This window comes from Bifidobacterium primatium (assembly GCF_002802875.1).
GTDB lineage: Bacteria > Actinomycetota > Actinomycetes > Actinomycetales > Bifidobacteriaceae > Galliscardovia > Galliscardovia primatium.
The window spans coordinates 108,803-134,435 of the sequence record NZ_PEBI01000001.1 but is presented as its reverse complement, the minus strand read 5'-3'; the positions used below and the strand labels follow the sequence as shown (position 1 = coordinate 134,435).

Below are 25,633 nucleotides of genomic sequence, written 5' to 3'. Positions count from 1 at the left end.
GGGAAACGACCGCTATACGCGTTATCCATTACGTACGTTACGAAGAGTTCTGGCGGAAGGAGTCTGATGAGCGCACAGGTGCTTGAGCAGGAGACCATCGAGGCGGTTCGCCCGCAGAAGGAGACCGTGCTGGTCGAGAAGCGCGACGGCAGGGTGGTGGATTTCGACCCCATCAACATCATCAACGCCGTGAGCGCCGCCTTCGGCGACCTCGACAAGAAGGTCGGCCCCGAGGAGGAGCGCATCATCCGCGACATCGCCGACCGTGTGGAGGCCGAGGTCAAGACCCGCTACACCGGTCCCGCCAAGATCGAGGACATCCAGAACCTCGTCGAGCACGCGCTGATCGGCGAGCACCTGTACGAGGTGGCCCGCACCTACACCAACTACCGTCTGAACAAGGACATCGAGCGCGCCAAGGCCACCGACATCAACGAGGCCGTGAGCCGTCTGGTCAACAAGGACGAGGCCCTTGTGCGCGAGAACGCCAACAAGGACTCCAACGTCTACGCCACCCAGCGCGACCTGCTCGCCGGCGCCGTGAGCAAGGCCTCCGCCTTCTCCATGCTGCCCGAGCGCGTCTCCAACGCCCACATGAAGGGCGACATCCACTTCCACGACGCCGACTACTCGCCGTTCACCGCCATGAGCAACTGCTCCCTGCCGGACTTCGGCGACATGCTCGCGCACGGCTTCGCCCTGGGCAACGCCATGATGGACTCCCCGAAGTCCATCGGCACCGCCGCCACGCAGATTACGCAGATCATCAAGGACATCGCCGGCTGCCAGTACGGCGGCCAGACCGTCAACCGCTGCGACGAGATGCTCGAACGCTACGCCAAGCGCGACTATGACAAGAACCTGAAGATGGCCGAGGCCATCCTGCCCGACGAGATGCCCATCAACGTGGCCGAGGACGTGGTCAAGGGCCTCAAGGCCCAGGAACCCAAGTGGCTGCACTTCGAGAACCGCGAGCCGCTGTCCGCCGACACCCCGTTCGACGAGAACCTCTCCGAGATCGAGCAGCTGCGCGAGGTCTACGCCAAGATCATGACCCGCAAGGCCATCTACGACGCCATGCAGACCATGGAGTACCAGATCAACTCCAACCGAGTCTCCAACGGCCAGACCCCGTTCGTCACCGTCGGCTTCGGCCTCGGCACCTCGTGGTTCGCCCGCGAGATCCAGCGCGCCATCCTGCTCAACCGCATCCGCGGCCTCGGCAAGGACCGTCACACCGCCATCTTCCCGAAGCTCGTGTTCACCGTCAAGCACGGCGTGAACGCCGACCAGGGCGACCCGAACTACGACCTCAAGCAGCTGGCGCTCGAATCCGCCACCAAGCGCATGTACCCCGACGTCGTGTTCTACGAGAACATCGTCAAGATCACCGGCTCCTTCAAGGCCCCGATGGGCTGCCGTTCCTTCCTGCAGGGCTGGAAGGACCCGAAGACCGGCAAGGACGTGACCGACGGCCGCATGAACCTCGGCGTCGTCTCCGTGAACGTGCCTCGCATCGCCCTTGAATCCCACGGCGACGTCGAGCGCTTCTGGAAGCTGTTCAACCAGCGCATGGAGATCGCCCACGAGGCCCTGCAGTTCCGCATCATGCGCTGCAAGCAGGCCACCCCGGTCAACGCGCCGACCCTCTACCGCTACGGCGCCTTCGGCCGCCTGAACGCCAACGACAAGGTCGACCAGCTGTTCAAGGACGGCCGCGCCACCGTGTCGCTCGGCTACATCGGCCTGTACGAGACCACAGCCGTGTTCTTCGGCAAGGACTGGATGACCGACCACCACTGGGACGAGGACGGCAAGAAGTTCGCGCTCTCCATCGTGCAGCGCATGAACGACCTGTGCAAGCAGTGGAGCGCCGCCGAGGGCTACCACTACTCCGTGTACTCCACGCCCGCCGAGTCGCTCACCGACCGCTTCAACCGCATGGACCGCGAGAAGTTCGGCAAGGTTCCGGGCGTCACCGACCACGACTTCTACACCAACAGCTTCCACTACCCGGTGTGGCTGCAGCCCACCCCGATGGAGAAGCTCGCCTACGAGAAGGACTTCCCGTACCTCGCCTCCGGCGGCTTCATCAACTACTGCGAGTTCCCCTGCCTGCAGCCGAACCCGAAGGCCCTCGAGGCCGTGTGGGACTACGCCTACAACATCGGCATCGGCTACCTCGGCACGAACACGCCGATCGACCACTGCTTCGTGTGCGGCTTCGAAGGCGACTTCGAACCCACCGAGGAAGGCTTCAAGTGCCCCGAGTGCGGCAACTCCGACCCGGACAAGTGCAACGTGACCAAGCGCACCTGCGGCTACCTCGGCAACCCGGTGCAGCGTCCGATGGTGCACGGCCGCCACGAGGAGATCGCCCACCGCGTCAAGCACATGAGCGGCGAGACCGGCCACGTGACCCTCTCCGACGGCACCGAGCGCGAATGGTACGAAGAGACCAAGTGATCTCACGCTGAAGCATCAGCTCCCCTCAATCCATGAGGGGAGCCTTTTTCGTGTAAGGAGGTGAACCATGCCGCAGGACTCATGGAAGCAGGTGAAGCACCATGACTTCGCCGCCGGCGAGCCGAACCGCGGCCCCGGCGTGCCCAGTCCGCTGACCAACAACCCCCGCGCCGGCCAATGGGACGGGCGCCGCATGTGCCAGAACATGATCGCCGACTACAAGCGGTTCCTCATGACCGACGGCGAGGGAATCCGCTGCTCCATCTACGTGAGCGGCTGCCCCTTCCGCTGCGACGGCTGCTACAACTCGTCCATCTGGGACTTCATGGCCGGCTACGAGTACAACCAGAGGCTCGAGGACCAAATCATGGACGACCTCTCCCAGTCGTTCGTGCAGGGACTCACCCTGCTCGGCGGCGAGCCGCTGCTCAACACCCCCGTGCTCACTCCGCTGGTGAGGAAGATCCGCGAACGGTTCGGCCACACCAAGGACATCTGGTGCTGGACAGGCTACACGTGGGAGGAGCTCATGCGGCCGGGGGAGACCCCCGACAAGCGCGAGCTGCTCGAACTCATCGACGTGCTCGTCGACGGGCGGTATCTCAAGGACCAGCACGACTCCCTGCTGCAGTTCCGCGGCTCCAAGAACCAGCGGATCATCGACGTGCAGAAGTCATTGGAGGTCGAGGAGCCCGTGATCTGGGGCAGACTGCACGATCAGGAGCGGTTCATCCCCGAGATGTACGGCAAGGACCGCGACAGCGCCGAAGGCGACAAATAAAAAAGGGAGGCCATGGATGCGATGGGGACTCGACAGTCACGGATATTGCGTCGAATATACTTCGCCCGTGGCTGAAAAGACGGGCGCTTTGTGAGAAATCTCATGGGAATCGTAGCCAGTCGTTCCGTACTGCCGACTACGATTCATCAATGAACAATGTGCGAGAACGTGAGGTTGGACGCCGCGAGGGAACGTAAGATCGCGGCAGGTTGAACGTGAACGGGGCACACGAACGGATGAAGGAAACAGCATGTCGGAGTTGAAGACGAACGACTACATCAGAATCGGTCTGGACATCGGGTCGACGACGGTGAAGGCGGTGGTCCTTGATAAGGACGGCTCGAAGGCGGCCGCGGGGGAGGAGTCCCCGCTCGCCGCACCGGGACAGCACATCCTCTACGCCGATTATCGACGTCACCACGCCAATGTGCGCGCCACGGTCGCCGAACTGCTGACCGACATCCGCGCCCATCTGGCCGAGCTGGGCCGCGAGGCCGAGCCGGTCAGGCTCTCCATCACCGGCTCCGGCGGCCTCGGCCTCGCCGACAACCTGCACGTCCTGTTCTCGCAGGAGGTCATCGCCGAAACCGTCGCCATCGACGCGAAGTACCCGCAGGCCGACGTCATCGTCGAGCTCGGCGGCGAGGACGCCAAGGTCACGTATCTCAAGCCCACGCCCGAGCAGCGCATGAACGGCTCATGCGCCGGCGGCACCGGCGCGTTCATCGACCAGATGGCCACCCTGCTCGACACCGACGCCACCGGACTGAACGAAATGGCGAAGAACTACGAGACGCTCTATCCGATCGCCTCGCGATGCGGCGTGTTCGCCAAGACCGACCTGCAGCCGCTCATCAACGACGGCGCCGCCAAGCCCGATCTCGCGGCATCCATCTTCACGGCCGTGGCCACGCAGACCATCGCCGGCCTCTCCTCCGGCCGTCCCATCCGAGGCACCGTCATCTTCCTCGGCGGCCCGCTGTTCTTCCTCTCCGAACTGCGCGAGGCGTTCCGTCGCGCGCTGAAGGACCAGGTCAAGGAATTCATCACGCCGGAATCCGCCCACCTGTACGTGGCGTACGGCGCCGCGCTGCTCGCCGGTGAGGAGACCTCCGAGGAGACCGAGGAAGGTTCCAAGCACTACGAGCCGCGCACCCTCGCCGACATTCTCGAGAACCTTGAGAACCTCAAGAACCTGCCGAGCGACACCCCCACCATGCCCCCGCTGTTCGATACGGAGGCCGACCGCAAGCGCTTCAACGAGCGCCACCATCGCGAACACATCCACATCGGCACGCTCGAAGGCGCGAAGGGTCCCCACTTCCTCGGCATCGACGCGGGCTCGACCACCATCAAGGCCACGCTCGTCAACGACGACCGCGAGATCGTCTGGTCGTCGTACGCCAACAATGAGGGCAGCCCGCTGACCGCGGCCGTCAACATCGTCAAGAAGATCCAGAGCGAACTGCCCGAAGGCGCGTGGATCGCGCGCAGCTGCGCCACCGGCTACGGCGAGGGCCTCATCACCACCGGCCTGCATCTCGACGAGGGCGTGGTGGAGACCATGGCCCACTACCGCGGCGCCGAAATGGTCAGCCCCGGCGTCACCGCCGTCATCGACATCGGCGGCCAGGACATGAAGTACCTGGCCATCAACGACGGCGTCATCGACTCCATCGCCGTCAACGAGGCCTGCTCCTCCGGCTGCGGCTCGTTCCTGCAGACGTTCGCCCAGTCCATGGGCCTGACCATCCAGGAGTTCACGCAGAAGGCGCTGGCCTCCGACCATCCCGTCGACCTCGGCTCGCGCTGCACCGTGTTCATGAACTCGTCGGTCAAGCAGGCGCAGAAGGAAGGCGCCTCCATCGAGAACATCGCCGCCGGCCTGTGCTACTCCGTCGTACGCAACGCCCTGTACAAGGTCATCAAGCTGCGCGACGCCGGCGAACTCGGCGACACCGTCGTCGTGCAGGGCGGCACGTTCCTCAACGACGCCGTATTGCGCGCCTTCGAGCTGCTCACCGAACGCGAGGTCACCCGACCGAACATCGCCGGCCTCATGGGCGCGTACGGCGCGGCCCTCACCGCCCGCATGCACTACAACGATGACGACGAGCCGGGCAAGCGCTCGTCCATCCTCACCGGCGAGGCGCTCGACAATCTGTCGATGACGTCCGAACGCGACGTGTGCAAGCTGTGCCAGAACCACTGCAAGCTCACCATCACCACGTTCGCCGACGGCTCGCGTTACGTGACCGGCAACCGCTGCGAACGCGGCGGCGACCGCAACAAGCAGCGCTCCGACCGCCCGAACCTCTACGAATACAAGTACAAGCGCTGCTTCTCCTACCGCAGGCTCACCGACAAGAAGGCCACCCGCGGCGAGATCGGCATCCCGCGCGTGCTCAACATGTACGAGAACTACCCGTTCTGGTTCACGCTGCTCACCAAACTCGGATTCAAGGTCATGATCTCCGGCCGCAGCAACCACGAACTGTTCGAGACGGGCATCGACTCCATCGCCTCCGAGAACATCTGCTATCCGGCCAAGCTCGTGCACGGACACATCAAGTGGCTGCTCAAGAAGAACATCAAGACCATCTTCTACCCGTGCGTCTCCTACGAGGAGAACCTCGTGGAGAACACCGACAACCACTACAACTGCCCGGTCGTCGCCAACTATCCGGTCGTCATCGGCGCGAACATGCCCGAACTGCGCGACCCGTCCATCCGCTACATGCGCCCGTACTTCAACCTCGCCGACCACGACCTCATGGTCGACCGCATCGTCGAGGAGTTCGCGTGGGCCGACGTGACGCGCGAGGAGGCCGAGGAGGCCGTCAAGGCCGCGTATGCCGAGGACAAGCTCTTCAAGCACGACGTGCAGCAGGAGGGACTCAAGGCCCTGGCGTACATGAAGGAGCACGACTGTCGCGGCATCGTGCTCGCCGGACGCCCCTACCACATCGACCCGGAGATCAACCACGGCATCCCCGAGACCATCTGCGCGCTCGGCATGGTCGTGCTCTCCGAGGACTCCATCTGCGAGCTGCAGCCCGGCGAGGACCTGCACCTGAGCGACTACCTTGCGGAGGGGGAGAAGAACCCGCGCGAGAAGGACGCCGCGGGATTCCGCCACGTGGGCGACCGCAAGGTGACCCGCATGCCGCTGCGCGTGACCAACCAGTGGGCCTACCACTCCCGCCTGTACGCGGCCGCGCATTTCGTGGCCTCGTACCCCGGCCTCGAACTCGTGCAGCTCAACTCCTTCGGCTGCGGCCTCGACGCCATCACCACCGACCAGGTCGCCGAGATCCTCGCCGACAAGGCCGACGTGTACACGCTGCTCAAGATCGACGAGGTCTCCAACCTCGGCGCCGCCAAGATCCGACTGCGCTCGCTCAAGGCCGCCGTCGAGGAACGCGAGGCCAACAAGGCCCGCGAGGAGCACGCCGTGCAGAAGACCGCCGAACAGGTGCGCCGCGAAACCATCGCCGAGAACCGACTCGCCGAAGCCCAGGCCAGATACGAGGAGGCACGCCGCCAGCTCGAGGCCGCACAGGCCGACATGGACAAGGCCATGCCCGCCGCGAACCTCGACGCAGGATTCGTCGACAAGCCGTACGCCATCGAACTCGGCGCCGCAGGTGCCGGTGCGGAGGGCTCCGGATTCGCTACGGCCAAGGCCGGCAAGGGCGAATTCCGCAGGACCGGCTCCAAGGCCCCCACCGCCGGACGCCAGGCATTGCTCGACGCCGTCATGGAGGGCAACCCCAAGGCCAGCGCGCAGACCAAGAAGAACGCGCACAACACCGCCACCATGTCGAAGTACGCCAACCGCATCCCCTTCGGCAAGTCCATGAAGAAGGACTACACCATCGTCGCCCCGCAGATGAGCCCCATGCACATGTCGCTCATCGAATCGGTCATCCGATCCGGCGGCTACAAGTTCGACATCCTCGAACACGCCAGCCGCGACGACGTGGAACTCGGCCTCAAATACGTGAACAACGACGCCTGCTACCCGGCCATCATGGTCATCGGCCAGCTCGTCAACGCCATCGTCGAAGGCAAGTACGACCCCGACAAGGTGGCGCTCGCCATCACCCAGACCGGCGGCATGTGCCGAGCCACCAACTACTTCGGCCTCATCCGCAAGGCGCTCATCGACGCCGGCTACCCGCAGGTGCCGGTCATCGCGCTGAGCACGCAGGGCCTCGAATCCAACCCCGGCTTCACACCGACGCCGGCGCTGCTGCACCGCGCCGTCAAGGCGCTCATCGTGGGCGACCTGTTCCTCAAGTGCCTGTACCGTGTGCGCCCGTACGAGAAGGTCAAGGGCAGCGCGAACAAACTGTATGAGATGTGGGACACAATCACACGCGAGGCCATCGAACACCACGGCTTCTCCAAGACCGCCAAGGCGAGGATCGGCAAGGGATACCTGCCGTACCCGACCCTGCTCAAGGAGATCGTCAGGTCGTTCGACGAACTGCCGCTGCGCGACATCCCGCGCAAGCCGCGCGTGGGCGTCGTCGGCGAGATCCTCGTCAAGTACCATCCCGACGCGAACAACCATGTGGTCGACGTCATCGAATCCCAGGGATGCGAGGCCGTGGTGCCCGGCATCATGGAGTTCATGACCACCCGCCCGTACATCACCGACTGGAACGAGAAGAACCTCGGCACCGGCGGCAACAAGAAGCTGTACGCGCTCATGCGCTGGGGCCTCGACCGCTACCTCAACCCGGTGCGTCGCGCCATCGCCACCGCGAACGGCAAGTTCTCGCAGGACCTGCCCATGGCCGAACTGGTCAAGAAGGCCGGCGAGGTCACGTCCGTGGGCGTGCAGGCCGGCGAAGGCTGGCTGCTGACCGCCGAAATCCTCGAGCTCATCGAATCGGGCGCGCCGAACGTGGTGTGTGCGCAGCCGTTCGCCTGTCTGCCGAACCATGTGACCGGCCGCGGCATGTTCGGCGAGATCCGCCGTCAGCATCCCGAGGCGAACATCGTGTCCATCGACTACGATCCGGGCGCCTCGCAGGCCAACCAGCTCAACCGTATCAAGCTCATGATCTCCGCCGCCAAGCAGGCCGAGGCCAAGCGCCAGGCCGCCGAGGCCGTGAACGACGAGCGCAACCGCGCACATGGCGCGCAGGGCCAGGACGGCGGCGACGCCCAGTCCAGGCCCACCCTCTCCGAAGCCGCGTGACAGGCGTCCCGCCCATCTTCGCGGACTGAGCTCCCCTCGCCTTTGCTTGGAAAGGGGTTCATGCTCCGGCTCCCCTCGTTGAGGGGAGCTAAGGGGAGTGTCTGTCACGGAGCGAATGATTAGGTCAATCGTGCGTTCCCTGCCGGAAAACTGTGGCAGGGAATAACGATGACGCATGATTATGCGTTCCCTGCCACACATTTCGCATGACGGTCAGCATGAACCCTTGCAATCATGCGGTTTCTTGTTGGACAATCACGTTGTCGTCCACCACGGAACGTTGAAAAGACGGAATCGTTGCTTCCACGCCAAAAAACATGGCATGGAACGTGATGGTGGCGACGAATCACGTTCGGTGTCCAACCTTCAAGAGGGATCCCATCCGACACGCCGAATGTTGCATATGCAACTGTTGTATATGCGTCGTATTATCATCAACGGTTGCATATACAACATTTCCGCAGGAGTATGCATTCCCGCGTGAATCGATGAATCGGATGAATCAAGGAGTCGTATGGACAGACGCGTGCTCAGCATGGAAATGCGTGCACTGGGCAAGTCCGTCGACCGGTATCTCGGCGAGACGATGCCCGCATCGGCGTCGGATGCCACGGGCGGCAACGCACGCATCATCATGTTCCTTGCCCGCAATCGAGACAAGGACATCTATCAGCACACCATAGAACGCAAGTTCTGCATAACCCGCTCCACGGCGTCGCGTGTGCTGGCGCTCATGGAGAAGAAAGGGCTGATCATCCGCGAGCCGGTCGCACACGACGCGCGACTCAAGAAAATCGTGCTGACCGCCAAGGCCGACTCCATCGTCGCCGACCTCAAACGCAACGGCGAACGCATGGAACAACGCCTGCTCGCCGGATTCTCGCAGGCGGAGAAGGCCGCCATGTTCGACTACGTGCGTCGGATGCGCGACAACATCGACGCGGCGCAACGGGAATTCGAGGCCGGCGAAGGAAAGACGACCCAACGAAACACGACACATGACGATATGACGAAGAAGGAGGGCGACAAGTGACCGATACCGCAACAGCGGCCGTCGCGGCGAACGACGCCGCGCGGCAGGACAAGCCGGCCAAGCCGACGCATCTGTTCCGCACATTGGGCAGGTCGATGCGCGAATACAAGAGGGAAAGCTGGCTCGCGCCGGCGTTCGTGGCCGTCGAAAGCATCCTGGAGATCCTCATCCCCACGGTCATGGCCATGCTTATCGACCAGGGCATCACCGGCGGCAACATGAACGCCATCGTGAAGTTCGGCCTCATCCTGCTGTGCTGCTCGGCCGTCTCATTGAGCTGCGGCTTCCTCGCCGGACGCTTCGCCGCCGTCGCCGCGGCCGGCTTCGCGAAGAACCTGCGTCACGACCAGTTCGAACAGGTGCAGCGCTTCAGCTTCACCAACATCGACCGGTTCTCCACCGGCTCGATCATCACGCGACTGACCACCGACGTGACCAACCTGCAGACCGCCTACATGATGATGATCCGCATGGGCGTGCGCGCGCCCATCATGGTGGTCGTCGCATGGATCTTCTCGTTCCGCATCAGTCCCTCCATCTCCATGGTGTTCCTCGCCTGCATCCCGATCCTCGGCCTCGGCCTGTGCGGACTCGCCGTGCTCGTGCACCCGGTGTTCGAACGCGTCTTCCACACGTACGACGAGCTCAACAACGTGGTCGACGAGAACCTGCAGGGCGTGCGCGTCGTCAAGTCGTTCAACCGCGAAGGCTACGAGATCTCCAAGTTCGACCGCATCTCGCAGCGCATCTTCAAGGACTTCACCAAGGCCGAGCGCATCATGAGCTTCAACATGCCGCTGATGATGCTGTGCGTCTACGGCTCCATGATCCTCATCTCGTGGATGGGCGCCAACCAGATCGTCGCCTCCGGCAACAATGCGGCCGTGGGCCTGACCACCGGCGACCTGACCGCACTGGTCACCTACGCCATGCAGATCCTCATGGCCATGATGATGCTGTCGATGATGTTCGTGATGGTCATCATCTCCCAGGCCTCCGCCGAACGCATCACCCAGGTGCTGCAGGAGCAGAGCACCGTCACCGACCCCGAGCACCCCGTGCGCGAGGTGGCCGACGGCTCCATCGAATTCGACCACGTGACCTTCCGGTACTCCGACAACTCCGAAAAGCCCGTGCTCGACGACATCGACCTGAAGATCCCGTCCGGCTCGACCATCGGCATCGTCGGCGGCACCGGCTCGGCGAAGTCCTCGCTCGTGCAGCTCGTGCCGCGCCTCTACGACGTCTCCTCCGGAACGCTGAAGGTCGGCGGCGTCGACGTGCGCGACTACGACCTCGAACTGCTGCGCGACCAGGTGGCCATGGTATTGCAGAAGAACGTGCTGTTCAGCGGCACCATCGCCGAAAACCTGCGCTGGGGCAACCCGGACGCCACCGACGAGGAGATCCGCCACGCCTGCCGTCTCGCGCAAGCCGACGGCTTCATCCAGGAGTTCCCCGACAAATACGACACGATGATCGAACAGGGCGGCACCAACGTCTCCGGCGGCCAGCGACAGCGCCTGTGCATCGCCCGCGCACTGCTGAAGAAGCCGAAGATCCTGATTCTCGACGACTCCACCAGCGCCGTCGACACCAAGACCGACCGGTCCATCCGCGCCGCGTTCCGCGACGAGATCCCCGACACCACGAAGATCATCATCGCCCAGCGCGTCGCCTCCGTACAGGAATCCGACATGATCCTCGTGATGGACAACGGCCGCATCATGGCCCGCGGCACGCACGACCAGCTGCTCGAGACCTGCGACGAATACCGGTCCATCTACGAATCCCAGACCAAGAACCAGGCCAATCCGGAAGAAGTTGAAGGAGGTGCCCGCTGATGCCCGCGAAGAACGCAACCGCAACCAAGCCCGCGGCCGCCGGCCGCCGGCCCGCCATGATGAAGCCGGCCCCCGGCACCGTCAAGCGCATCTTCGGCTACATCATGCAGTACAGGGCGCGCGTCGTCATCATCGTGGCGTGCATCCTCATCGGCGCCGCCGCACAGGCAGGCTCCGCACTGTTCCTGCAGACGCTCGTCGACAACTACATCCTGCCGCTCGTCGGCGTCGCCGACCCCGACTGGGGTCCGCTCATCCGCGCCATCACGCTGATCGGCTGCCTGTACGCGGCCGGCATCCTCACCGGCTGGCTGTGGCAGTGGCTCATCGTCACCGTCGAACAGGGCGTGCTCAAGAAGATCCGCGACGACATGTTCGCCCACCAGCAGCAGCTGCCGATCCGCTACTTCGACAGCCACGAACACGGCGACATCATGAGCCACTACACGAACGACACCGACACGCTGCGCCAGGCCATCAGCCAGTCGTTCCCGCAGATGTTCTCCGCCGCCATCTCCGCCATCGCGGCGCTGCTGTCGATGCTGTGGCTGTCCGTGCCGTTCACCGCGTTCGTGGTGGTGTTCACCCTCGGACTGCTGTGGATCGTGCGCAAGGTCGTCGGTCGCGCCGGCAGGTTCTTCGTCAGGCAGCAGCAGTGGCTCGGCGACGTCAACGCGTTCGTCGAGGAATCCGTCAACGGCCAAAAGGTCATCAAGGTGTTCAACCACGAGGACGCCACGCAGAAGACCTTCGACGAGAAGAACGAGGAACTGTTCCAGGCGGCTGCCGCGGCCAACACGTGGGGCAACGTGACCATGCCGATCGTCGGCAACCTCGGCTACTTGCTCTACATCCTCATGGCCATCATCGGCGGCGCGGTCGCGCTCGCCGGACTCGGCAACTTCGGCCTGACCGGCGCCGGCCCGCTCACCCTCGGCACGCTCATCTCGCTGCTGACGCTCTCGCGCTCGTTCATCAACCCGATCGGCCAGGTCTCCATGCAGCTCAACATGGTGATGATGGCCATCGCCGGCGCCTCGCGCATCTTCGCCCTCATGGACGAGCCCGTGGAGGCCGACGGCGGCACCGTCACCCTCGTGAACGTGGAGCTCGGCGAGGACGGCCGCACCATGCGCGAGGTCGACCACGAGACCGGCTACTGGGCATGGAAGCGCGAGGAGGGTGACGACGGCATGCGCTCACTGCGTGCCGCCGAAAAGCTGCACGGCGCCGCCCGTGAGGTGGCGATGAAGGCGCGCGAACAGGCCGTGACCTCGCCCGACGGACGCTACACGCTGCTGCGCGGCGATGTGCGCTTCACCAACGTGACGTTCGGCTACGACCCTGCCAAGCCCGTGCTGCACGACATCACCTGGTTCGCCAAGCCCGGCCAGAAGATCGCGCTCGTCGGCGCGACCGGCGCCGGCAAGACCACGGTGACCAACCTCATCAACCGGTTCTACGACATCCAGGAAGGGCAGATCCTCTACGACGGCATCTCCATCAAGGGCATCCGCAAGCCCGACCTGCGCCGCTCGCTCGGCGTGGTGCTGCAGGATGTGAACCTGTTCACTGGCACCGTGATGGACAACATCCGCTACGGCCGGCTCGACGCCACCGACGAGGAATGCATCGAGGCGGCTCGCCTGGTGAACGCGGACGGCTTCATCCGCATGTTGCCGGAAGGCTACCAGACCGTACTCGAAGGCGACGGCTCCGGCCTGTCGCAGGGCCAGCGCCAGCTGATCTCCATCGCGCGCGCCGCCGTCGCCGACCCGCCCGCGCTGATCCTCGACGAGGCCACGTCGTCCATCGACACGCGCACCGAAGAGGTCGTGCAGGCCGGCATGGACGCGCTGATGAAGGGCCGCACCGTGTTCGTCATCGCGCACCGTCTCTCCACCGTGCGCAACTCCGACGTCATCATGGTGCTCGACCATGGCAACATCATCGAACGCGGCAACCACGACGAGCTCATCGCGCAGAAGGGCGAGTACTACCAGCTCTACACCGGCGCCGTCGAACTCGAGTAGCGCAACGCCGGCAAGGCCCGCATTCCCGCTGGGGGAGTGCGGGCCTTGCCGGCGTTGCGGTTACTCCGCGTCCTTGCCGTGCCGACGGTTGTAGTAGTCGTTGAGCATGGCCTCCATCACGAGATTCAGGCCGTGATGGCCTTCCTCGGTGTCGCTGGTCAGTCGGCGGAACAGCTCCTCGTTCTCGCCTTGGGTTGTGAACAGCGCGTTGTAGAATGCGCTCGTGAACACGGTCTTGAAATCGGCCCGGGAGTTGTGCCGCGCCTGCGTGTTCAGTTTCTCGTCGCCGGCGAGGATGGTCATCATGCTGCCGATGGTCTTTTTCGCCGGGTCATCGAAGTCGGTGCCGAACAGTTCGTTGAGCTTCCTGATGATTTCGGAGAGAAGGTCCTCGCTGTCGTTCGGCTTGCCCACGCCCACGGTGCCGGCGTTGTTCTTCACCGGTTCGCCGCCGCTCAGGCTGATGTTCTCTGACTCCTTTTTGGCTTCGATTTCCAGTCTGGTGACGGCGATCAGTCCGTCGATGGGCTCCTCGTCCTCGCGCCCGGGGATGAGCTCGCGGCTGAGGAACCGCAGATACTTGTCGAGCCGGAGCAGTGCCTCGTCCTCAAGCTGAATCAGCTTCGTCACGTACATGTAGGTGCGGTTGAACTTGCGTACGCGCTTGCGGAATTCGTCCTTGCGCTCGTCATCCAGATCGTTGAACCGGTCCTTGGCGGGTTCGAGCAGCCGCAGGATCTCCGGCATGGTGCTGTCGTCCGGCTTGGCGTACCAGACCCGGCACAGCGCGTCGACGTCCTTCTCGTCGTAGATCTGGAAGTCGTCGAGTGCGGTCTTCATGTCGTAGATGACGTTCGGGTCGGTGATGCGGTCGATTTCCGTCTGCGTGTAGTACGGTTCGAACGCGGCCTGGATGGTTTCTGTCTTGTTGGCGAAGTCCAGTACGATGGGCTCGCGTTTGCCGGGGTAGGTGCGGTTGAGTCGCGACAGCGTCTGCACGGCGGCCACGCCGGTGAGCTTCTTGTCCACGTACATGGCGCAGAGTTTCGGCTGGTCGAAGCCGGTCTGGAACTTGTTCGCCACGATCATGAGGTTGTATTCGTCGCTGTCGAACCGTTCGGCGATCTCACTGGATTTGAATCCGTTGAGCGTGGCTTCGTTGACTTCCTCGCCGTCGATGTCGAGTTTGCCGGAGAACGCGACCACCGGCCTGACGCCCGCGTATTCGGGGCGTGTGGCGAGTCGCTTCATCTGCCGGTAGTATGCGGCGGCGGCCTTGCGACTGGATGTCACCACCATGCCCTTGCCGTGCCCGTCAAGCAGTGGCATCACCTGATTGTGGAAATGGTCGACGATGATTTCCGAGATCTTGGATACGTTGCTCGGGTCGAGCTTCACGAAGTCCATGATTTCCTTCGTGGTGTGCAGCGTCTTGCGTTTCGGATCGTCGGGCACGGTCTTCACGAGGTCGAAATATGTCTGGAACGTGGAGTAGTTCGTGAGCACGTCGAGGATGAAGCCCTCTTCGATGGCCTGCCGCATGGAGTACAGGTCGAACGGTTCGGGTTTGCCGGTGTTGGGGTTGCGGGTGCCGAATACCTCAAGCGTGCTGGGCTTCGGCGTGGCGGTGAACGCGTAGAACGACAGGTTATGCTGCACGCCTTGTGCGTTCAGTTCGTCGCGTACGAGTTTGGCCGCGTCGTCGGCGTCGTCGTCGAGTCCGCTGTCGTCCCAGTCGAGATTGTCGTCGACGTCGAGATCGAGGCCGTCGTTGGCGTTGAGTCCCGTGTGGTCGCCGAGCGCCTGCTTGGTTTTGCGATGCGCTTCGCCGCTTTGCGACGAATGTGCCTCGTCGATGATGATGGCGAACGTCTTGCCGGCCGTGTCGGTCTGGTTGTAGATGTATGGGAACTTCTGGATGGTGGAGATGATGATGCGCGAGCCTGCGTTGACCGCGTCACGCAGTCCGGCCGAATCCCTGGCGATGGCCACCACGCCGCGCTGATGCGGGATGCTCATGATGGTGCCCTGTAGCTGCCGGTCGAGCACCACGCGGTCCACGAGTACGATGATGGAGTCGAAGTACGCCGTGGCGTCGTCGTGCGTGAGCGAGGCGAGATGATAGGCGAGCCATGCGATGGAATACGACTTGCCGGATCCCGCCGAATGCTGGATGAGATAATTGTGCCCCGGCCCGGCTTCGGCAGAGGCTTTCATGAGCCGGCGTACGGCGCGCAGCTGATGATACCGAGGGAAGATCACGGCCTTCATGGTGGACCGCGCCTTGCGCGTGATCGGCCGGCCCTTCTCGTCCTTGGTCTTGTAGACGATCTGCACGTAGCGTTCGATGATGTCGAGCAGCGAATCCGGCGTGAGCACCTCGTCCCACAGGTAGGAGGTGCGGAATTTGCCCGGCTGGGCCGGCGGGTTGCCGGCGCCGTCCTTGCCGTTGCCCTGGTTGTACGGCAGGAAGCGCGTGCTCTTGCCGTCGAGCCATGTGGTCATGTAGGCGGCGTCCGCGTCCACGGCGAAGTGCGCGATCGCGCGCAGGTCCGGCTGGAACACCTGCTCCTTGGGATTGCGGTCGGTCATGTACTGCCTGATGGCGTTGCATACGGTCTGCCCGGTCTGATGGTTCTTGAGTTCGATGGTGATGAGCGGGAACCCGTTGACCATGAGCACCACGTCGATGCGGTTGTTCTCGTCGTTTTTTAGGGTGCCGTAGTGGAATTCCTCGGTGACGCGGAACCGGTTCGCCCGGTAATGCTCTACCGAGGTCCGATTGAGTTCGTTCCTCGGCTTGAAGTACAGCAGGCGGAACTTCGCGCCGGGCGCCATCTCGATGGGATGATGCAGCGACCATAGCAGGCCCTTGTCGGCGATGACCTGGCCAATGCGTTTGATGACGGCGGCGCCCCACTGCCCGCCGTAGTAGCGTTCGGCCTTGGCCACCTCCTTGGGCTGAGTGTCGGTGAGGAACTCGATGAGCGTCTGCTCGTCAATCGCCGTCTCCCGGTTGAAGTTCTGGTCCATCGTCGACTGCGGCACGTAGACGTAGCCGTGCTGCTGGAATCCGTCGAGCACGTGCTGCTGGAACGTGTGCTCGCTCATGCTGCGGGTTGGTTTGACAGTCATGTTAATCCTCCGTTTCGGTTTCGTGGACGCAGGGCACCCTGACCTTGCCGGTCACGCACTCGCTGATCAGCGACGCCCTATATTCCTTCAACCGGACAATCAGGGATTGTTTCTGCGAGATGAGGGAGTCGATACCGTTCAGTTTTTTCTCCAAATAATCAGCAATAGCCTGCTGTTCGGTGAAAGAAGGAACGGCGATTTGACAGTTGGCAATCCATTGAGCTGATAAGTGAACGATAATGTCCCCTTTTGCTCCTTGAGTTCGCTGTTGATTGAAATATTCCGAGTTAATGGCGAAACTAAGGAATCGGCCATTGCACGTCAAGTGCTTAACAGCGAGGGTATCTCCGCCGAAAGCTATATCGTTACCGGTTTGATTTACAGTTGCTCGACCGATATCCTCTTTGGTTTCTCCGGTAAGAGCCATGAGAATTTCGCCGTCACAAAGCTTGGGCTGAATCTCATATAGTTCTGACGGGATTTTGGATATGACCTTTTTGACCTCATGGCCGTAAGTCGTGTATAGCTCACCATAACGAATGCATGGTTTACCTTCAGCGATAATGTCTTCTCGCTTAATTCCTGACCCCTTTTGGAGAAGACCAAGCCATTTCAGCCTCGTAGCTTTCCACTCCACCGGAATCTGACTAATCCAATCGATGCCGGAGTCCTTCATGGAAGCGTTCGGGTCGAGGCCCTTGGTGACGGCTTCGGAGATGACGGACTGGCGATACTCGTTCAACAGTTCCACCGACCGCTCAACATCCTCCACCGCCGCATCAATCGCCCCCGTCCGCTCATCCAAATAATCAGCAATCAATTCCTGCTCTTGCATCGAGGGATATGTGAACGGACAAATCATGAATTGGTCCATGTCGATGTTGTCCACGGTGGTGGTTGACTTCGTCAGAACGAGAAGTAGCCGGTCGTTCATTCCATTGACGAAATAGCGGAAGAATCGCTTGCTGTAATCGGTGAATGTAAAAGCCTTGATGTCTTGGTTAACCGCCATATCGCGAGTGATAAAGGATACGGGAATCGTGTGTTTCAGGATTCCCGAGCGAACAACCATTACCGTGGTACCGGCCGGATATAAATTCGTAGAAGAATTCGCGATGGCATCCTCCGAAATATGTTGTGAGGTATCATCGATGAACTTCTGCTTGACCTCAGCAGAGGAGACCCAGGGAATCTCGCCATCCCAGAAAGATGGATTGTCCTTTGACGGTGTGCCTCCTCCGCTGGCAGTGGCAAAAGTTTTTACGCGGCGAACATCCCACCCTGCCGGAATCTCGCCGATCCAGTCGATGCCGGAGTCCTTGTATGCGCTGTAGCGTTCCATCACAGACCCACCTTTGCGAGGCTTTCGGCGATGGAGGATTCCAGCGCCTTGATGTCGTCAAGGATTTCCGCGCTCGCACGCAGCGGCGTGTACTCGTAGAAATACCGGGTGAACGGAATCTCGTAGCCCACCTTGCTCCTCTTCGGGTCGATCCATGCGTCGGGCGCGTACGGCTTCACCTCGCGCTCGAAATACTCGTCGATGTCCTGTGTGAGCGGAATGTTCTCGGTATCGCGCAGCGACGTGTCCGGCTTCGGGCGGCCCTTGCGGTCGGTTACGATCTCGCCGTTCTCGTCGCGCAGCGGGCGCTCCACGGTCACGGTCGTGTAGCCGAAGTCCTCGGTGTTGAAGATCTTGCACGTCTTCGACTCCTCGAACGCCTCGTACTCCTTCACGATGCCGCGAATCTGCTCGGCGGTCAGCTCGTTGCGCTTCGAGCCGAGCGACTTGCGCATCTTGGTGAACACACCATTCGCGTTGATGAGCTGCACCTTGCCGCGGCGCTCGGCCGGCTTGTTGTTGTTCAGCACCCAGATGTAGGTGGCGATGCCCGTGTTGTAGAAGAAATCGTTCGGCATGGACACGATCGCCTCCACCAGGTCGCGCTCCTCAAGCAGCCAACGGCGGATGTTGCTTTCGCCCGAACCGGCCGCGCCGGTGAACAGGGGAGAGCCGTTCATGAACACGGCGATGCGTCCGCCGCCCAAACCCTTCGGCCTCATCTTCGCGACCATGTGCTCGATGAACAGCAGCTGGCCATCGCTCACACGCGGCAGACCCGCGGCGAACCGGCCGCCGCCGTTCTTGTATTCGTTCTCCACCGCGGCCTTCGACTTCTTCCAATCCACGCCATACGGCGGATTGGAGATCTGATAGCCGAACTGCTCGTCGCCGAACGCGGGTTCCGTGAGCGTATTGCCGAAGGCGATGTTCCTCGCCTCGCCGCCACGCATCATCATATCGGCCTTGCAGGTGGCGAACGTCGCCGGATTAAGCTCCTGCCCGTAGCAGTACACGTCGGCGTTCGGATAATACTCCTTCACCCGCTTGTCGAACAGGGAGAGCGCGCCACCCGTGCCGGCGCACGGATCATACACCTTCACCACTTTGCCGTCCTGCGAAAGATCGTCCGCTGCGCCGGCGATGACCAGGTCCACCGCCAGCTTGATGCCGTCGCGCGGGCTGAAATGCTCACCGGCCGTCTCGTTCGACATCTCGGAGAACCGGCGCAGCAGATTCTCATAGATGTCGCCCATCTCGGAATCATCCACGGCCTCCGGGCCCAGATCGACCGTGCAGAACTTGTCGACGATCTGGAACAGCAGATTGTTCGCCGCCAACGAATCGACGCGGTTGAAGAAATCGAACTTCTCGAACACATCCAACGCATCCTTCGAAAACCCCTGCACGTAAGCGGTGAGATTATCGTCGATGTTGCCCGGATCGGCGCGCAACTTGCTCATCGTATATTCGTTCGTGTTATAGAACGGCAGTCCGGCCGCGTTCTTCAACTGCATCTCGCGAATGTTCTCCGACATGCCTTCGGTGCTTTTCGCTGCGGCAAGCACCGCGGCCTTCGTCGGCTCCAGCACACAGTCCAGACGCCGCAGCACCGTGAACGGCAGGATGATATCGCCATACTCATGCTGCTTGTAGTCGCCGCGCAGCAGATCCGCCACCTGCCAGATAAACGCCGCAATCGACTGATGGTTCATGCCGTCTCTCCATTCCTTGTGTTCTCGTTCGTCGAATCCTGTTTCACCGTATCAATAACCGCGTTATAGCGTGCCGCGCTCGCCAACGTTTCGAGCTACAACGCGGTCGTGCTGGCATCACAATGTAATGACATCACGGGAAACAGTTATCTCGTCTTCATCCTCGGCCCAATCTTCCCGAATCTGATGTACCGGTCGTAGAAGCTTGCGATAGTCCTTATTCATCACAACCGTGATTTGCTCGTCAAACTGCCACCCGCGCAGAAATGATATCTGCCCAGCTGAGGTGTTCAGTATCACTGCCATGACAAGACGAATAGAGTAATCCTTGTTCGGGAACGTAATGGTGTCATTTACTATGCTTACAGAGGTCACTGCACCAAGCAGCGGATATTTCCTCGGTTGCTCGCCGGCGACGAACTGCCGAAACGGTTCATTGGCGGCGAGGCGACGGCATGAGAACCGAGATATGTCCTCCATCTCCCCGAAGTACTCCGTAGGTTCCTCTTCGTTAATCAGCTCAATACGTTGGGATTCAGTGGTAATGAGCAAATTGCCGTAAGTGGTATTGTTCCCGTTGAGATTTTCGCATTCAAGAGAAACGAGCCGTTCTCCCTGCATGGAACGCAGAACAGCCAGCATTGCAGACGTGAATGTTGCCTCTACCATAATGTTGCCTCCATGACAAAATTTATGTCGGTGGGCTGCGAAGAATCCTGCGATGGGAATTGCGGGCAGCAAGTAGGTGCCGGGGCCGTAGAGGGTCCGGCACCATATCCTTATTCGGAGCGTCCTTGTCGCCGTTTTTTGTAGAGTGTGTGGGTGTCGTCGTATCGGTGGTGGTGGATGCCGAGGGCGTCGAGTTGTTGTTCCATGAGCGGGTCCTTCTTCCCGTAGATCATGACGCCGCCGGGTTTGGCGGTGTTGAGTTTGAGCGTGTAGGAGAGGTCTCCGGGTTTGGTGGCCGGGCAGCCGAGGGTACCTGATGCGGCGAGCACCCCTTCCGGTACGGTAGTGAGGGTGTCGAGCGTGGTGGGGGATCCCACACGCAGGTTCTGCACGAGTTTGATGCCGTTGACGGCGAGGACGGCGTCGAACAGGCGGTTGAGCAGAAGGATGGCCCGCTGCCATTCGATGTCCATGTCTTCGGTGACGGTTAGGTTTGCGCCGATGACGCCCATGAACCTCCGGTACTCGTCGAGGTCGGCGAGCGGATGCTGCATTCTTCGGAATATGAGCGTGTCGGCGCAGTAAAAGCACAGGACGGTGTGCGCGGGGTCGGCGACGAGTTTGCGGTTTTTGCGGTCTCGGTAGGGGATTATCCGTTCGGGGAACTCGGTCAGGTACCATGCGCGTTTCATGATGGGTGCGCCGTTGTTGGCGAAGGCTATGCCACGGGCCGCCAGATATCGGTGGTACTGGTCGATGAGCCGGAGGATTTGGGTGAGTGTCGGTGTCATGCGGCCATCCTCCATTCTGGCGGCGCCATGAGCGTGACGCGCATGCCGGGCAGAGAGTCCTCCAGCAGTCGGATGGCCTGCCGGACACGTCTGCGGTAGAACGTCCGCTGTATGGAGCCGTCGGTTTCCGGCTGATAGTCGATGAGGACGGCGACGGCGTCGCATCCCCTCAGGCGCGTGATGAGGTTTTCCATCGCGTGGCGGTCCGGCGCGTCGAGCAGTTCGGTCAGCCGGATGCTGCGGCGTGTGCCGTCGGCGTCGAACAAGCAATACGGGGTCCCGGCTTCCGGGATGGAGGAGTCGTAGGCGTGTGGTTCGGGAAGGACTCCGGTTTCGGGCCGGTGATCCCAGAACACGCCGGGCAGTGTGTACGTGCCTTTCATGTCGTGCCGCCTTTCATAGTTCGATGACGACGCCGGTGCCGTATTGGACGGCGCGTCGTGCGTAGTCGTCGAGCCTGCGGTAGATTTCGGCCAGTCGTGGGTCGATGGGCTGGGTGAGCCGGGTCTCCAGCCAAGCTGCCAGCAGCCGGCACTGCCGGGCATCGAAGAAATCCACGTCCCCGTATCCCAATGTGGAGCCGCATATTGCATTGACCGGATCCGTGAAATCCTCATCCATTGGGTCGCGGTCGGATTCGTGCATCCGGTAGACTTCGGAATGGGTCTTTGGGCCGTAAGGTCCGTTCGGAATGTTTCCGTAGTATGACTCGATGTTATCGAGGTCGTGGAACAGTACTGCCATCATGATTGCATATCCCTTCGCTTGAGGATTTTGAAATGGGTTAAGGATTGGTCGTCACTGGGATTTCCGTTGAGCATGACGAATTTGCCGAGACGCTTGTCGATGATGCGCAGGTAGCCTGCGATCATGTCGGCAAGGACGATCCAGTCCTTGCCGGAGAACTTGTATTTGTACCCCTTTTTGCGTCCTGTTGCGCCGGGCGTGAACTCGTCGACGATGTCGTTGATGTTGACCGGATGCTTCAGCCAGTCGTCGTTGTACTTCGCCTCGCGCTCCTTGGCCGCGCGATAGCGTTCCTGCTCCTTGGCGGAGGCCGGCACGATATCCTCGACGTAGTGCTTCGCCGCATCCGAATATGCGGCCTTGGTATCGGACATAATTCTCCTTAGGGTATGTCAAACTCAACTCTCGATATATGGGAGCCGTTTGATTTCTTCCAGGAGATGCCGCATAATCAAATTGCGGTAAGAGGATGCGTGCATCTTCTGGAGGGTGATATTGGTTCGTTTCGGCGAATTGGTATTGCCCTTTGTTTTTTTTATGTCATCTTGGACCGCCTTCTCCTTTGTTTGTGTATCTAGAACATATTCAATACGTCGTCTTGCGACTGTGCTTGGGGTGCGGGTTGGAGCCACAGACTTTCCGTGTAAAGTTCCAGAAGACTGTCATCGATTGCTCGGTCGTTGTTCCGATACTTCTGCCATGCGAGATATCGCTTCCAGACATTTCTGGAGCAGGACTGTGACAAACCGAATGTGTTGGCGATGTCTTGGGGCGATGTCATTCCTAGCTCATGGACGATTACCGGAGGGGCCACGGCGAAACCTCCCCAAAAATTTGCCTGAAGTTCCGCGACTTCGCTTTCTTCTTTGTGCCCGAGAAAACAGTGTGCGGCCTCGTGTGCTGCGGTGAAACGTATCCTTCCTGATGGCTCGCAGTTGTTGTAGGCTGCAAATCGCACATCTGGTTGGCCGTCGCGTTCAAGGGTGAAAGATATGCCGCTGGGGCATTTGCAGACAAGTTCCCGGTTGGATAGATCCCATGGATCCATGGCTCCCAGGTATGGAAGAACATGAATTCCGCATGAACTCATTAATTCCACGGGGTCGAAGAGAACTCGATAGAATCCGAGCCGCTTGGCGGCCTGAACGAAATTCTGTTTCAGCTCCGTGTAAAAGCCGTCATCGGGGGAAATCAATCTTTCCTCCCCTCGGGGCAAGGAGCGTGGTGATGAGGTCGATGACTTCGGCATCGCTGAGGTCCTGTCCGTGCCTTGCGCAGTATTCCTTGATGGTGCCATATGGTGTTTGAAGTTTCTTCTCCGGTTTACCGAGTAATTCTTCTGAGGTGGTATGCAGAATCGTGGCGATATTGGCAAGTGTTTCGGCCTTAGGCTCGTTCGCGCCGGACAGATATTTGGAAATGCTTGATTGTCCGACTCCGATACGGTCGGATAGCTGTGCCTGTGTTATGTCGTATTGCCTCATTAGCTTCCTTATTTTTTCTCCCAATTCTCGACTCATTTTGAAATCTTCCTTTGCGCGCTTTGTTTTACGAATAACACTATAGCACTTTTATTCAAAAAAGAATATTTATGATTGTGATATTGCGGAAGCGATGAAGAATGACTTGTACCATGTTGGGTTACGAGTCATTTGAGTCTTCGGTGTAGATGTCAAATGTCACTCACCATTTCCCGCCACGAACGAGGCCGTTCCCCGGCGTGTCGTGGCGGGAAACGGTGAGTGATGCGGTTCATGGCGGATTTGGTGAGTAACGTCGCATCGCGCACGTCATCGTTGCGTCTCGTTTGTCCGGTTTCCTGTGGTGTCAAGTAACACGGAATACGGGACGGGAGACGTTGCGTCACATGTCGTTGATTCATCTGTTGTCGGTGCAGCCGCGAATCATCACCGAACAATTGCGTGAGGGGAAGGTCGTTCATTGCGACCCTGCCATCGCGAAAATCGAAAGCTTCGCCGACTATGCGTGGCGGCAGTACGCGTGGGTGGGCGAGCAGATGGAACGGCGCGGCATCACACGGCCCGACGGCGTGGAACTGCCGATGTGGGCGTGGGTGGCGCGCGAACCGGTCGAGACCGGCATCGACAGCGAGACCGGCCGGCCATATCACGACTGAATCCAGGCCACGGTATGGGAATTCCGCCCCGAATGGCTCAAGCGGGTCTGGCGGGCGGAAAGGGACCTGGCCGGCACCGCCGCATGGCTGGACTGGAACGTACGAAACATACCCGCCTGAACTTTTATAGTCTTTTATAATGTTTTATATTCTTTTATAATTCTTTATAACTTTTTATATTCGTGCGATTCGTTTGTTGCGACCATCGATTGTTTCGACCACGAGGGCAACGATTCCACGTATGGGAGAAAGGCGGCGGTATGTCTCCGAGAAAAGCGAATCCGTTCAAGCCCACCGCCGGTCGCATGCCACCGCTGCTCGTCGGTCGTGACGGAATCATCGATGACTTCGTGGAAGGGCTGGACGACGGCCCCGGGGCGCCCGGCCGTCTGATGTGCGTGACCGGCGCTCGCGGAGTGGGAAAGACGGTGATGCTGACCGAATTCGGTCGCATCGCCAAGGAACGAAAATGGGGGGTGGTCGATGAGACGGCCTCCGACGGTCTTGCCAAACGTCTGCTGGAACGGTTCGTTCCGGATAGGCCGTCGGTGAACCTGTCCGTGAAACCATCCCTATCCGTCGCCGGTCTTGGTGGATTCTCGCTGGGAGAGGCCAGCGTGTCTTCGCAGCGTATGCCATTGACATTGCGTGAGGCCATGGGGCGGCGTCTTGACGTTCTGGAACGCAGGAAGGCCGGCCTGCTGATCACCGTGGACGAGGCCCAGTCGGCGGCCCGCGAGGATATGGTCGCCATCGCCACAGCGGTGCAGCATCTCACCCGCGAGGAAAGGAACATCGCGTTCGTTTTCGCCGGCCTGCCGACCATCGTGTCGAAATGGCTCAACGACGATGTCCTGACGTTTCTTCGACGGGCGCAGTCCGAACGCCTGGGCGATATTCCGCTTGACGAAGTGCGGGACGCGTTCGTCGATACGTTCGAGGAGTCAGGCATCGTCATAGACGGCGACGCGTTGCGTATGGCGGTCGACGCGACCGAGGGATATCCGTTCATGATCCAGCTGGTCGGATACCACATCTGGCGTATCTCCTATCGGCGCCAACGTGACGGTAAGGCGGCGGAAAATGGCATGTCGGTTAGTGAGGATGACGCACGTGAGGGCGTCTCCAACGCTCTGAGCCGTCTCGGCGACGCCGTGCATGGCCCCGAACTCGACGGCCTGTCTCCGGTGGACAAGACCTATCTGCTGGCGATGGCCCAGGATGACGGTCCCTCCTCCACATCCACGATCGCCGAACGCATGGGCAAGGATGTCGGATACGCGAATATCTACCGTACGCGTCTGATTGATGCGCAGGTGATCCGGGACGTGGGCTATGGAAAGGTCGATTTCGCGATACCCTATCTGCGTCGGTATCTGCGTGAGCACGCCGCATATATTCGTATGAGCGCGCATGATGGCAGATAGGAGCGTGGATGATTTCGCCGGATTTCGTGGCGTGGGTCACATTCCGTGGGGATTCCTTGGAAAGGCGTGCCGGGCGTTCGTCGACCGGTGCTATCATGTTACGCGGTAAGCATCGATCCGTCATCAGCGGGGAGCTTCCGGAAGAACGGCCGACGTTCGTTGCGATGAAAGCACGACTGAAAACGCAACGCGACGATGGCTTACTAGAACCGGCGGGTAGGCCCGAAACAGCCGAATTCAAGCGGTCGCATCGACGTTCCGGGACGTTTGGGACGGATGCGGCAAGCGAGGTGGTACCGCG

The 25,633-nt window shown here is 60.9% G+C and carries 18 protein-coding genes; 8 read left to right on the top strand and 10 right to left on the bottom strand.

Annotated elements, in window-relative coordinates; genetic code table 11:
* Positions 1-66 precede the first annotated feature (66 nt).
* From nrdD to CS006_RS00500, 6 genes are all read left to right on the top strand, one after another.
* Positions 67-2,466 carry an anaerobic ribonucleoside-triphosphate reductase gene (gene nrdD / locus CS006_RS00525; RefSeq protein WP_100509864.1) on the top strand — a complete coding sequence of 800 codons (2,400 nt, stop codon included), beginning with the start codon at positions 67-69 and terminating at the stop codon, positions 2,464-2,466.
* A 67-nt stretch (positions 2,467-2,533) separates the two neighbouring features.
* Positions 2,534-3,247, top strand: a complete 714-nt coding sequence (nrdG, locus tag CS006_RS00520) for an anaerobic ribonucleoside-triphosphate reductase activating protein (protein WP_100509863.1) — start codon at positions 2,534-2,536, stop codon at positions 3,245-3,247.
* A 250-nt stretch (positions 3,248-3,497) separates the two neighbouring features.
* Positions 3,498-8,459 carry an acyl-CoA dehydratase activase-related protein gene (locus CS006_RS00515; protein WP_100509862.1) on the top strand — a complete coding sequence of 1,654 codons (4,962 nt, stop codon included), beginning with the start codon at positions 3,498-3,500 and terminating at the stop codon, positions 8,457-8,459.
* A 514-nt stretch (positions 8,460-8,973) separates the two neighbouring features.
* A complete protein-coding gene (locus CS006_RS00510) occupies positions 8,974-9,492 on the top strand; it encodes a MarR family transcriptional regulator (RefSeq protein ID WP_165777164.1) in 519 nt (172 codons plus the stop codon).
* Positions 9,489-11,336, top strand: a complete 1,848-nt coding sequence (locus tag CS006_RS00505) for an ABC transporter ATP-binding protein (protein ID WP_423734816.1) — start codon at positions 9,489-9,491, stop codon at positions 11,334-11,336. The genes CS006_RS00510 and CS006_RS00505 overlap by 4 nt, the downstream gene beginning before the upstream one ends.
* On the top strand, positions 11,336-13,369 hold the full coding sequence (locus CS006_RS00500) for an ABC transporter ATP-binding protein (RefSeq protein ID WP_100509861.1): 2,034 nt from the start codon (positions 11,336-11,338) through the stop codon (positions 13,367-13,369). The genes CS006_RS00505 and CS006_RS00500 overlap by 1 nt, the downstream gene beginning before the upstream one ends.
* Before the next feature lie 60 nt (positions 13,370-13,429).
* On the opposite strand, the gene CS006_RS00495 is transcribed toward CS006_RS00500, so the two are convergent.
* The 10 genes from CS006_RS00495 to CS006_RS00455 form a co-directional block, all read right to left on the bottom strand.
* Positions 13,430-16,504 (bottom strand): type I restriction endonuclease subunit R, encoded by a 3,075-nt coding sequence (locus CS006_RS00495; RefSeq protein WP_100509860.1) that lies wholly within the window; start codon positions 16,502-16,504, stop codon positions 13,430-13,432.
* 1 nt (position 16,505) lies between these two features.
* On the bottom strand, positions 16,506-17,846 hold the full coding sequence (locus tag CS006_RS00490) for a restriction endonuclease subunit S (protein ID WP_100509859.1): 1,341 nt from the start codon (positions 17,844-17,846) through the stop codon (positions 16,506-16,508).
* Complete coding sequence (locus CS006_RS00485) at positions 17,846-19,561, bottom strand: type I restriction-modification system subunit M (protein WP_100509858.1); 1,716 nt, start codon at positions 19,559-19,561, stop codon at positions 17,846-17,848. The genes CS006_RS00490 and CS006_RS00485 overlap by 1 nt, the downstream gene beginning before the upstream one ends.
* Positions 19,562-19,678: 117 nt before the next feature.
* Entirely contained in the window at positions 19,679-20,230 is a 552-nt protein-coding gene (locus tag CS006_RS00480) for a hypothetical protein (protein WP_100509857.1), read from the bottom strand.
* Positions 20,231-20,340: 110 nt separating this feature from the next.
* Positions 20,341-21,021: a DUF4417 domain-containing protein gene (locus CS006_RS00475; protein WP_100509856.1), complete on the bottom strand. Its 681-nt coding sequence runs from the start codon at positions 21,019-21,021 to the stop codon at positions 20,341-20,343.
* A complete protein-coding gene (locus tag CS006_RS00470; RefSeq protein ID WP_100509855.1) occupies positions 21,018-21,404 on the bottom strand; it encodes a hypothetical protein in 387 nt (128 codons plus the stop codon). The genes CS006_RS00475 and CS006_RS00470 overlap by 4 nt, the downstream gene beginning before the upstream one ends.
* Before the next feature lie 13 nt (positions 21,405-21,417).
* Positions 21,418-21,768, bottom strand: coding sequence for a hypothetical protein (locus CS006_RS00465; RefSeq protein ID WP_100509854.1), 351 nt, complete (start codon positions 21,766-21,768; stop codon positions 21,418-21,420).
* Positions 21,765-22,142 carry a hypothetical protein gene (locus tag CS006_RS00460; RefSeq protein ID WP_100509853.1) on the bottom strand — a complete coding sequence of 126 codons (378 nt, stop codon included), beginning with the start codon at positions 22,140-22,142 and terminating at the stop codon, positions 21,765-21,767. The genes CS006_RS00465 and CS006_RS00460 overlap by 4 nt, the downstream gene beginning before the upstream one ends.
* 200 nt (positions 22,143-22,342) lie before the next feature.
* Positions 22,343-22,963: an ImmA/IrrE family metallo-endopeptidase gene (locus CS006_RS10610; protein WP_133119496.1), complete on the bottom strand. Its 621-nt coding sequence runs from the start codon at positions 22,961-22,963 to the stop codon at positions 22,343-22,345.
* The gene (locus tag CS006_RS00455) at positions 22,947-23,288 is read right to left on the bottom strand and encodes a helix-turn-helix domain-containing protein (RefSeq protein ID WP_100509852.1); all 342 of its coding nucleotides are present in this window, start codon (positions 23,286-23,288) and stop codon (positions 22,947-22,949) included. Before CS006_RS00455 ends, CS006_RS10610 begins: the two co-directional genes overlap by 17 nt.
* 347 nt (positions 23,289-23,635) lie before the next feature.
* Here CS006_RS00455 and CS006_RS00450 point away from each other — a divergent pair, with 347 nt between their 5' ends.
* Positions 23,636-23,905, top strand: a complete 270-nt coding sequence (locus tag CS006_RS00450) for a DUF3841 domain-containing protein (RefSeq protein ID WP_100509851.1) — start codon at positions 23,636-23,638, stop codon at positions 23,903-23,905.
* A 260-nt stretch (positions 23,906-24,165) separates the two neighbouring features.
* Positions 24,166-25,332, top strand: a complete 1,167-nt coding sequence (locus tag CS006_RS00445; RefSeq protein ID WP_100509850.1) for an ATP-binding protein — start codon at positions 24,166-24,168, stop codon at positions 25,330-25,332.
* The last annotated feature ends 301 nt before the right edge of the window (positions 25,333-25,633 follow it).